Annotated in this window: 11 protein-coding genes and 4 pseudogenes; 7 read left to right on the top strand and 8 right to left on the bottom strand. The window is 68.0% G+C overall.

The features are described from left to right. Nucleotides 1-125: 125 nt before the first annotated feature. Nucleotides 126-710: pseudogene (locus OTB20_RS41270) on the bottom strand (IS256 family transposase); the annotation flags it as partial. A 200-nt stretch (nt 711-910) separates the two neighbouring features. On the opposite strand from OTB20_RS41270, the gene OTB20_RS41265 reads away from it, so the two are divergent. Next, nucleotides 911-1126: a hypothetical protein gene (locus tag OTB20_RS41265; protein WP_267825050.1), complete on the top strand. Its 216-nt coding sequence runs from the start codon at nt 911-913 to the stop codon at nt 1124-1126. A 630-nt stretch (nt 1127-1756) separates the two neighbouring features. Here OTB20_RS41265 and OTB20_RS41260 read toward each other — a convergent pair. Together OTB20_RS41260 and OTB20_RS41255 are read right to left on the bottom strand one after the other, a co-directional pair. Further along, nucleotides 1757-2473: pseudogene (locus OTB20_RS41260) on the bottom strand (helix-turn-helix domain-containing protein); the annotation flags it as partial. 547 nt (nt 2474-3020) lie between these two features. Then, a complete protein-coding gene (locus tag OTB20_RS41255; RefSeq protein WP_267825049.1) occupies nt 3021-3221 on the bottom strand; it encodes a hypothetical protein in 201 nt (66 codons plus the stop codon). A 207-nt stretch (nt 3222-3428) separates the two neighbouring features. Between OTB20_RS41255 and OTB20_RS41250 the strand changes: the two genes are divergently transcribed. After that, nucleotides 3429-3704 carry an isoamylase early set domain-containing protein gene (locus tag OTB20_RS41250; RefSeq protein ID WP_267825048.1) on the top strand — a complete coding sequence of 92 codons (276 nt, stop codon included), beginning with the start codon at nt 3429-3431 and terminating at the stop codon, nt 3702-3704. On the opposite strand, the gene OTB20_RS41245 is transcribed toward OTB20_RS41250, so the two are convergent. Beyond that, nucleotides 3641-4021 (bottom strand): hypothetical protein, encoded by a 381-nt coding sequence (locus OTB20_RS41245; RefSeq protein WP_267825047.1) that lies wholly within the window; start codon nt 4019-4021, stop codon nt 3641-3643. The genes OTB20_RS41250 and OTB20_RS41245 overlap by 64 nt on opposite strands. Before the next feature lie 279 nt (nt 4022-4300). On the opposite strand from OTB20_RS41245, the gene OTB20_RS41240 reads away from it, so the two are divergent. Further along, nucleotides 4301-4786, top strand: coding sequence for a hypothetical protein (locus OTB20_RS41240; RefSeq protein ID WP_267825046.1), 486 nt, complete (start codon nt 4301-4303; stop codon nt 4784-4786). A 19-nt stretch (nt 4787-4805) separates the two neighbouring features. On the opposite strand, the gene OTB20_RS41235 is transcribed toward OTB20_RS41240, so the two are convergent. Both OTB20_RS41235 and OTB20_RS41230 read right to left on the bottom strand, forming a co-directional pair. Next, nucleotides 4806-4946 carry a hypothetical protein gene (locus OTB20_RS41235; protein WP_267825045.1) on the bottom strand — a complete coding sequence of 47 codons (141 nt, stop codon included), beginning with the start codon at nt 4944-4946 and terminating at the stop codon, nt 4806-4808. A gap of 183 nt (nt 4947-5129) precedes the next feature. Then, nucleotides 5130-5273, bottom strand: a pseudogene (locus tag OTB20_RS41230) (ATP-binding protein); the annotation flags it as partial. 146 nt (nt 5274-5419) lie between these two features. On the opposite strand from OTB20_RS41230, the gene OTB20_RS41225 reads away from it, so the two are divergent. From OTB20_RS41225 to OTB20_RS41210, 4 genes are all read left to right on the top strand, one after another. Further along, nucleotides 5420-6385 (top strand): tyrosine-type recombinase/integrase, encoded by a 966-nt coding sequence (locus OTB20_RS41225; protein WP_267825044.1) that lies wholly within the window; start codon nt 5420-5422, stop codon nt 6383-6385. A gap of 97 nt (nt 6386-6482) precedes the next feature. Further along, nucleotides 6483-6797 carry a helix-turn-helix domain-containing protein gene (locus OTB20_RS41220; RefSeq protein WP_267825043.1) on the top strand — a complete coding sequence of 105 codons (315 nt, stop codon included), beginning with the start codon at nt 6483-6485 and terminating at the stop codon, nt 6795-6797. Between the two features lie 593 nt (nt 6798-7390). Continuing rightward, entirely contained in the window at nt 7391-8470 is a 1080-nt protein-coding gene (locus tag OTB20_RS41215) for an integrase (RefSeq protein ID WP_267825042.1), read from the top strand. Continuing rightward, on the top strand, nt 8467-8979 hold the full coding sequence (locus OTB20_RS41210; protein WP_267825041.1) for a hypothetical protein: 513 nt from the start codon (nt 8467-8469) through the stop codon (nt 8977-8979). Before OTB20_RS41215 ends, OTB20_RS41210 begins: the two co-directional genes overlap by 4 nt. A gap of 49 nt (nt 8980-9028) precedes the next feature. On the opposite strand, the pseudogene OTB20_RS41205 reads toward OTB20_RS41210, so the two are convergent. Continuing rightward, a pseudogene (locus OTB20_RS41205) lies at nt 9029-9112 on the bottom strand (AAA family ATPase); the annotation flags it as partial. After that, a complete protein-coding gene (locus OTB20_RS41200) occupies nt 9079-9426 on the bottom strand; it encodes a hypothetical protein (RefSeq protein ID WP_267825051.1) in 348 nt (115 codons plus the stop codon). The pseudogene OTB20_RS41205 and the gene OTB20_RS41200, both read right to left, overlap by 34 nt. Nucleotides 9427-9982 lie beyond the last annotated feature (556 nt).

Below are 9982 nucleotides of genomic sequence, written 5' to 3'. Positions count from 1 at the left end.
CGATCAGTAGCGCGGACAGGTACGGAAACAGCTCCAGGAACACATCACGTGAGCACGCGATGCATGATCGCGAACAGTCGGTGTGGTCCGCTCAACCGTCCAGATCACAAGATCGTCGACAGAACCCGGACCTTCACGTGCACGCAGTCGATGAAGACCACCGGGTAGACCGCGTCCAACGGCCGGTTCTGCCACTCGGCCATCCCATCCATGACCTTGTCGGTGATGGTCGAGATAGTCGATTTGGACACGCTCGCCCCATAAACCTCGGCCAGGTGCGCGGAGATGTCACCGTGCGTCAGACCCCGCGCGGACAGCGAGAGAACCATCTCGTCCACGCCGGTCAGACGCCGCTGGCGCTTCTTGACGATCTGCGGCTCAAAGCTGCCCTCCCGGTCCCTCGGCACGTCGATCTCGACCGGCCCGACATCGGTCAGCACGGTCTTGGACCGGACCCCGTTGCGGGAGTTCCCGCTGCCGGCGCCGGCCGGGTCGTGCTTCTCATAGCCGAGGTGGTCGGTGATCTCACCTTCCAGGGCGGACTCCAGCACGCGCTTGGTCAGCTGCTGCAGCAGCCCTCCCTCGCCCGTGAGTTGGAGGCCGCTCGCGCGGGCCCGGTCGACCAACTGCCCGATCAACTGATCGTCCAGCAGGTCCGCCGACAACTGGGTCGGACGGGCCTCTTCAACCGCCTCAGCAGAGACAGTCACGTCGCTCATCAGGTGCTACTTCCATGATCGGGAGTTACACCGAAGACCGTACAGACCCCCCCGACGTGAATTGCTCCTGGCCGCCGCGTTGTCGGCGGCCACATCTAGGTTGGTCCGCAAGATCACCGGCGAGAGGCGTCGGGAATGTTCGGAGCCATGGGGTTGCCCTGGGTTGGTGGAACAGGAAGCCCGGAGAGCGCGTGGAGTGGGTGCTTGAGCCGTTGGTGGCAGTGGGGCCGTTGCGGTTCGGGATGAACCCCGATCATGTGGTGTCTGCCCTGGATGGAGCGGTCGCCCACATCTCAGAGGGGTTGGGCAGCGGTATCGGCTGGGGCCACTACACCGACTGGGGAGTGACCGCGGTCTACGGCAAGGACAACGGGCTGGTCGCCGTAGCGGTCGACGCGATGGATTGACCGCTGGTACACGTGCGGGGCATTAACCTCATAGCCCGCATGCCGTCCGAGGTGCGGGCAAACATTCAGAACCTCGCACGCCACGAAGGGACTTCCCTGCGAGTTAACTGGAACGGTGATCCTGAGATCGAGGCATGGGGAGTCTCCATGGGCGCCACACAGGAGCAGGGGCTGGCGCCCGAGGGATACACACAGCGGTTGGACACGATGATCACCCACGCGCTACTCGTCGGCCCCTAGCTGGCCGGCGACCCGTTCGGTTCCGAGCCGGTCACCTATTGGCGCGACTACCGCGACCGCCAACCGAACCTCGGAACGTGGCCTGTGAAAAGCCAGCAGGCGCGGCCGCACTGGGCGTGGACCGCGTTGGAAGGCATAGGTCCTCTCAGCTTCGGCATGATGCCCCAGCAAGTGGCTGCCGCGCTCGACGAAGAGCCGGCTGCCCGAAACGGCCGGTATCCCTTCGGGCCGTCGTGGGAAGGTCCTGGAGAGTGGATCATGAAGGAGGACCGCTTCGACCATGCTGGCGTGACCGCGCACTACTCCTGCGGTCGCGGCTGGCCACCAACCCTGGGCGCCGTCACCGTCCATGGGCGCACAGGGCCTCAGGTCGAGTACGCGGGCATCCAGCCGTTCCAGATACACCGTCCCCGCCCCGGGAGCATCCGCGAAATGCAGGATGGAGAACTGCCCCGAGATGCCCGGATGGGCTCCCGCCTCGTGTGGGAGGACCTGCAGGGTGATGTACGGCTGGGTACTGAGGTAGTTCAGGTGCTCAAGCTGATCGCGCATGATGGCGGGGCTGGCGACCACACGGCGCAGGGCTGATTCGTCGAGCACAACCTCCAAGCGCAAGGCGCGGGCTGGGTGGTGGATCCGGTGCTGGCGGCGCAGCCGTACCTGTAGGCGCGTGGCGATCTGTTCGGGCGTGGCCTGAGGGATCGTTTCCGCGATGACGGCGGCCGCGTAGGCGGGGGTTTGCAGCAGGCCGGGGATCACCAGCGGTTCGTAGGTGCGGATGGAGGGGGCTGCCGTCTCCAGGCCGATGTAGACGGCGTATGGGACTTCGCCGAAGGCGACCCACCAGCCCTGACGGTTCGATTCGCCGGCCGCCCGCATCAACGAGTCGATGACCTTCTGGTCGCTCACCCCGTAAAGGCGGCACAGGTCCCGCACGTCGCGGGGTTTGATGACGCGGCGGCCGTTCTCCAGGTGGCTGATCTTGGGCTGGGAGATTAGCAGTTGCTCTGCCACCTGCGTACTTGTCAGGCCACTGGCCAGACGGAGCCGGCGCAGCTCCGCGCCCAGCCGGCGTCTTCTGACGGTGGGATTTCCGTTCACCGCCACGGGCGGTCTACCTCCGGCTCGGGACCATGTGCCAGCCATGGGATGCGATGGCCGGCCCGGGCGAACCCGTTCGCCGTGCAGAAGTGATCAACGAGTTTTTCTGCACGGTGTCACCGGGCGGGGGCCGGGCTCACCCAGGTAGCCCTAGCCGAGCAGCCGGCTGCGCGGCCCCTTCCCCGGAGGGGGACTGCTTCCTGCGGGGAGGCAATGACTGGCCGCCGTACGGCGAGCCGTCCGGGCCGGGGGTACGCCGGTGTGCATTCTGGCGGCGTATTGCCCTCAGCATCCCGAGGCGCGGGTCAGCTGGGCGTGGGCTCCGGGCGGTCGTCTCGGGCCCACGCCGTGTCCGCCCCCGGCCCTCCGCCCATGCCCACCCGTCGGCACGGGCCAGGGCGGCTGCGCGGGCGTACCTCTCGTTTTGCGGACGTTCGCCGGATGCGGAGCAGGCGGGCCTGCCTGCCGGTCAGCGGCGGGCGGCACGTGACAGAGCCCGGCCGGGGTGACTGTGAACCGGCCGGGCCCTGCGTGCGTGGGGTGCTGCTCTGCTTTAGAGCTCTTCGTCGGGCAGGTCTCGCTCTTCGTTGAGCGGGTTGTCCTCGCGGCGCCGCTTGGTCTCCTCGGGGCTCTTGCCGCGCGACGGCTGGCCCGGCTGCTGGGGGTGGACCGGGTCCTGGCCGGGCCGCTGTGGGCGCTGCTGCTCTTCGCGGCCCTTGCCCGGCTCCTGGCGCTTGTCCTGCGTACCGCCCATAACGGCGACTCCTCTTGATGCGGGGGTTGAGGATTTCCTCGTTCCCACGCTCACACGGACAGTTACGGTCCGCACCATTTCTGCTACGGATCGTGGCGCATGGGTGATGCCGCGAGACGGGGCGGCTGCGTCGGAATGCGGACCGTGCCTGAGGTGGCCGAGGATGAGCGGGATCTCCCGCCCGCCTGCTGTCAGGAGTGCACCGCCATGCTGGAACGCAAACCGCGCAAGGACCGCACAGAGGTCACCTTCGTCCTGCCCGCCGGCACCCCGCCCGGCCCGGTCAGCGTGGTGGGCGACTTCAACGACTGGCAGCCCGGCACGCACACGCTCACGCCGCGCAGTGACGGCAGCCGGGCGGTCACCGTCGCCCTGCCCGGCAAGAGCGAGCACTCCTTCCGCTACCTCGCGGCCGGCGACTACTGGTTCGACGAGGAGAGCGCCGACAGCCACGACGGCCTCAACAGTCGCGTACACACCTGAAATGGCCCAACCGGCGTGATGCGGAGCTGGTGGACGTGGTCGGGGCCGTGGTGTCGACGAGCTCCAGGAGCCGGGGGTGGCAGCGGGAAGTAGTCCGTCGGCAGCATTCCCTGCTTCTCGTAGGCGGCCCGGAGCGGGTCGCGGGCAAGCAGCCGTTCCTCCTGCCAGATGTCCAGGCCGACGAGTGCGGTGCGGTCGCCGGTGACCACGGTGACGCCGAAACCCTTACTCTGCCAACGGTCCACCGCGAGGAGCGGTGGCTCGTCCGCCGCATCGGTGACGATGACATCGGCGGAGACGCGCTGGCCGCGGGGCATCGGGTTGGGGACGCACGCCAGGCAGTGCAGGTTCAGGCGCGGGGTCGGCTCCCTGCCCGGGCTGGTCCAGCATGTACCGGGTCACCATCACTCTGATCAGCCCGCCCGGCCCGACCGCGACCTGGGTGTCGACCCTGCACAGCGGTACCCGCTCGGTGCCCGGCACGCGCGCGAACTCCTCCACAGCGCCCCCTTCTTCCTCGCGGCCGACGCTACCGGGCACCGGGCAGTGTCGTGGGCGGTTCCCCGCCGCGTACCTGGGGTCCGTACGGTGGGCTGATGACGATTGCCGATGATGACCGGGCGCACGAGGTCGAGAAGCAGCTGATGCGCCGCGATTGGGTACCCACCGATGACGAGAAGGTCCTCGGCGCCGAGATCTTGAGCGGCCTGCGGCTTCTGCGGGCGGAGGTGGGTACGACCCTCGATCAATGGGGTGCGCCGCTGCCCCGCGATACGGCCGAGGCCCTCATCGTGGAGATCGTCATGATGACGCGCATCGAGACGGAGCTCCTCCCGGCCTGGCGGCAGCGGCTAGAGGGCTCACCAATGCTGGCCCTCATCGACGTCTACCTCGACTGCGCCCGAGTCCTGCAGCCCTACGCGCAGGCGCTACGCCCTCTGACCGAGCCCGGGAACGAGGGGCTCACCGAGGCCTACTTCATCGGTCACGAGGCCGACGGTAAGCTGCGCCGGCTGTGGGCGACACTCGGATCGGTGCAGGCCATCATCCACGCGGCCGTGACCGGCGACTCCGGCCACTGAACAGAACGACTTCTGGTGGTCACCGCTCCCGGAAGCGGATCACCGGCGGGTACTCCACGGCGTCGGAATCGTTCCTAGGGTCGTAGTCCGTCAGGTTCGACGCCTTGACCCACCTGGAGATCCTGAGCCACTCCTGGTGGCCGACCTCGGCGGTGAGCACGGACCGGTCGGCGCCCGCCGGGTGAGCCGTCAGTCATGTGGTTCGATCCGGACGGGGACTCGGTTGCCCTGGCTGCGGACTTCAGAGCGTTCGTGGAGGGCCTTACCTCCGCCGAAGCCTTCGACGTCGGCGGCCCGGCTTGGGATCCGTCAGCGCACTGACCTGGAGCGGCTGACCTGCTCTTCAGCTCGCGGCCCGGTCGGCCTGAGCCTTGGTGTGAGCGAGGCGGTAGGACTCGGTTCCCGTCTGGATGTTGTTGCCGCTGAAGGTCAGGCGATCGACGATGGCCGCGCAGAGCCGAGGGTCGGTGAACGTCTTCGCCCAGCCGACTGGGGCTGGCACTTGTTCCGTGAGGGACGTCTGCCCTGCGACCTGTCCCTTTCAAGGGTCTGGGTATCTCTTTGATTGTCTCGCTGGCAGCACGGTTTCGTAGGCACTACCTTCATTCGTCAGGTGCGAGGAAGTTGTGGCCGATGATGGAGTTGCGTCTGCGGGTGATCGAGGGCCGGACGGTCCCCGACGTGCCCGTTGCCTGGGATCCGTGGGAGTTCCAGGCGCTGTGCGTGGAGGCGTTCGTGGCGTCCTGGCAGGCCAGCGGCTTCAGCCCGGTGACGGTCGCCAACGACATCGGCTTGCTGAAGCGGACGCTGAAAGCGCTTGGCCGGCCAGCGTGGGACGTGACGCCGGAGGACGTCGACCGCGTGGTCGGAACTCTGGCCGTGGACGGGCGGGCGCCGTCCACCCGCCGTGGTTACGTCCAGATCTTCAAGGGCTTCCACCGGTTCCTCCAGGCCCGGAAGGCCGCCGAGATCGAGGCTGCGTTCGCGGTCCGGCTGGTCTGCCCGGTTCACGAATTCAACGCTTCCCGGCACGTCGGCGACGACTCTCCAGCTCTGCTGCCGCCACCGACCCCGGAGCGGGTGGAGGAGTTCTTCGCCTTCCTCAAGGCCCGTATCGCCACCGCCCGCAAGTACGCCCCTGCCGCCCGCGACTATGCGCTGTTCCGGACGCTGTATCACGCTGGCCTTCGCTCGGAGGAAGCCTCCCGCCTGGACCGCCCGGACGTCCACTTCACCCGCGGCCCGTTCGGGAAATTGCACGTGCGCTTCGGCAAAGGAGCCCATACCTCCGGGCCTCGCCCGCGCTGGGTGCCCATGCTCGACCGCCTGGACCTGGTCCTGCGCTGGTTCCTCGACGACGTCCGTGGCAAGTTCCCCGACTCGCCCGCACTGTTCGCGGACGAGTCCGGCGGCCACCTCCACCAGGGAACCGTCCGCAACCGGCTGCGTTATCTGATGGAACTCGAAGGCCGTCCGGCGGCCGACCGGTTCAGCCCGCATGCCCTGCGGCGGGCGTGCGCAACACACAACTACGACGCGGGGTGGACCTGGTGGCCATCCAACAGATGCTCGGTCACTGGACCGTCAGCCGGACCATGAGATACGTCCGGCCCTCGGCCACGTTCATCGAGGACGCCGCCTACCGACGTGCCGTGACCAGCACACTCGGCGAGCTCACCGGAGAGGACCCCACGCCGTGAACATCAAGTGGAAGCTACGGATGGCTGCCGCCCAGCGCGAGGTGTGGACCGGCGCCCAGCTGCGACGGCCCCTGGCCGAGAAGGCCGACCTGGAGCTGTCGTCCGCATCGGTGTCGGCCCTGTTCACCAAGAAACCCTCCCAGGTGAAGATGTCGACTCTGGCCGCGTTGTGCACCGCGCTGGCGTGCACCCCCAACGACCTGATCGAGGTCGACACCACCCCCGTCGAACGCCCCGCCACCCCCGCCCCACCAATGGCAGAGCAGCCCCGGGCCGCCTCGGCCCGAGGCCGGTCCATGCCGCCGATCTGACGCGATGGGACGTGGACGGATCATGAGCAAGAAGCAGCGGGACTGCGTCGGCTGCGGGGCCCCGGTCGGGATCATCAACCGGCAGCACTACTGCACTGCCCGGATGAAGGACCAAGCCGACCGCGCGACCTGCCCCGGCTGCGGGAAGCCACGCGTCCTGCAAGCCGACACCGGACGGTGCATCACCTGCTCGCGGACCTGCACCATCTGCGGCCGACCGGTGCGATCGCCGACCGCCACCAGTTGCGGGGCATGCCGGCGTGAAGCCGGGCGAGTTGCCCCCAAGCAGACCTGCCCGCGTTGCCAGCGGCCCGGCTTCCTACAGGCCGGCACCGGCGGGTGCGGCCACTGCTCGCGTGTCCGCCAGCCCAAACACCCGCCGCGCGAGTGCGCCGGGTGCGGCCAGGTGCGACGCCATGCCGGGCTGGGACTGTGCTCGGCCCGCTGGCAGAAACACCCCGACCGCCCGTTCATCGCCGCCCGTTCATCGCCGCCGAGAACCTGGCCGCACGGCTCGACGGCCCGCCGCCGTGGCTGGGTGACTTCGCCGGTCACCTCGGCGCCCGGCACTGCCCCAGCCGTGTGCCTGCACGATGATCAGCACGCTGGGCCGCCTGCTGCAGGACGAACACCCCAACCACCCCCAGGCCCTGCTGGACCGCGCCCGCCGGCCCAGCCGCTGGATGGGTTCCCTCGCCTGCACACTGGAGGACTTCTTCACCCACTGCGGTCTGGCGCTGCCCGCCGACCACACGGGCCGGCTCGCGGCCGGACACCGACGACGCCGCATCGAAGCCGCTCCACCACCCCTGCGACCGCAGGTCCGGACGTTCGCTGGATCACTGCTGCGGGCACGTGAACGCGCCTTGCGGGCCGGGGCCCTGCCCCGTACCGACACCACCATTGACGCGGCCCTGGCCATCGTCCGCGACCTCGCGATCTTCTTCTCCGACCAGCGCGGCAAGCAGGACTGGGCCCTGGCCGACGTCCACGACGTCGAAGCGTTCCTGGCGATGAGGCCCAAGGCCCGCCAGCGCCGACTGATCGTGTTGCGGCAGTCCTTCCGCTTCGCCCGCTCCCGCAAAGTCCTGCTCGCCGATCCCACCCGGGGAGTGCAGGCGAAAGGGCCGTCCGGATTCAGGGGCACCACCGTGGCCGTCGGCCAACAGCGCGAACTCTTCCGCCGCTGGACCACCGCCATCGACGCGCGCCCCCACGAAGCTCTGCTCGGCATCCTGGCCCTCCTACACGCGGCCTCCAGCCGAGAAGTCCGGCTCCTGCGCGTGGACGACATCGAGCCGGCCGACCGCACCGTCCGCCTGGGGAAACGCCCGCATCCGGTGCCGCTGGACCCGGCCAGCTGGTCGGGTCTGCAACGATGTGTGGCCTACCGCGAGAACCAGCGCACCGACAACCCCCACGTCGTGGTCACCCGGATCACCAAGACCGGTCGGGCGCCGGCGGCGACCGCCTATATCAGCCACGGCTTGGACCCCTGCGGCATCCCGCCCAGGACCCTGCGATGCACCCGCCTCGCCGACCTGGTAAACGTCCTGGATCCCAAACTCGTCGCCGCGGCCCTTGGCATGGAACCCAAAGGCGTCATGATCTATCTCGCCGACCACGTCGACCGGACACGGCTCCCCGACACCCTGACGGAGAAAAACCCATGAGCACCCCACTATCCGACGACGAGCTCTGGAAGGCATTCATCAAGGCCAAGCGGGAAATGCACCGCCGCCAAGCCGACTTCTACCAAAAGGCCCACGACAGACCAGGGCTCCTCAAAGCCGCGCTGACCGCGGGAGCAGGATCATGGCAACAGAGCGCCGCCCTCGACTTCCTCGCGGCACTCCCCGATGACGCCCCGGCTCTGCTAGGCGACCTTGTCGGCCTCTCCCTGTCTCACGGGTGGGCTCTGACCGCCCGACAGGCCATCGACCGCATCCCACACAACCACCTCGTACCGCTGCTCGAGCCGCTCATTTTGGAGCGACTCGACTCGGCCGACGATGACGAGTACCGGCGTCTCGCCGAGCTCCTCGCCCATATCGAAGCCTGGAACCTCCTCGGCCAGCTCGTGCACTGCGCCCTGGACACCGACGACCCCGCCACACACGAAGTAGCCGAAGACTTCACGCAGTCGTACGGCCCGATGTGGCTCTCCAAGCCCAACCCGTGACGTTTCGGTACCGCCTGGCACAGGTTCGCTGGAACATGTGCGCTTTTCCGAACGATTCGTTCGCGGCGATCGCCACGCTGTTCTTCTCCTCCCGTTCCGTCAGAACCTGGAAGAGGAGCTCGGCAGGTCGCCGAAGTCGACCTCTGCTTCCGCCTCCGCGCTGGGGATGTGCGACTGCGGAATGAGTACCGAATCGGGGCCCCGGCCGACCAGCAGGAGGATCTGCTTGCGGCGGCCGGCGATGTAAGAGCGGACCTTCTGATACGAGATCTCGTAGGCGCCGTGCTCCTCGACCAGACGGTTGAAGATCCGCTTCGCAGTGTGCTTCCGCTTCGTTGGCGGGTCCAGGTCCGCCTGCAGGAAGGCCTCGATGATCCGCTTGCAAGGGTCCAGGCGGTCGTCTCGGAACGGTGTTTCTTGCGCGGCTCCGGCCACTGGGCGTCCCACAAGCGCTAAACAGACACCTTTCTCACTCATCGACATAGCCATCTTGTACTTGATCGAGTGCGGGTGGTGAATCCCAGGGGCCAGCCCCTGGACCCCGCCAGCGCCTGGCCGCGCTGGACCGGCCGCAGCATGGGGGGCTACTCGCCCCCCAGACCCCCCTCGCCAGGCGCTTTAGCGCCCTGGACCCGCTCCCCTTCATGCCCTGCCCCAGCTCCCTAACGGTCGCCGGTGCACCGCTCGGGCGCTGGGCGCCCTCACTGGGCAGGAAGGACAGGCAACGAGATGGCTGATCCCGTAGCGGCCTGAGGCGGGGGAGTGCAGGAGGCATGCTGTCTGCAGCTGAGCTCGACTGAGGGTGAGTCGGCTGAGCTATCCGTGCGTTTGTTGTCGTGTGCGATTCCTGTTGGCGGATGGGTGTGCATGCTCTGCCTCAGAGGACATTAAGTCCCTTTATTCATGTTTCGAGATCGCTCGATCGTGTGGTCGTTCGATGTACTGACGTGCTGGCCGGGATGTGAGTGATGTTGTGCGGATATGGAGAGACCGGCGTATCCGA

It is taken from the genome of Streptomyces sp. H27-H1 (assembly GCF_026627445.1).
Taxonomy (GTDB): domain Bacteria; phylum Actinomycetota; class Actinomycetes; order Streptomycetales; family Streptomycetaceae; genus Streptomyces.
This window is presented reverse-complemented; position numbering and strand designations above follow the sequence as displayed.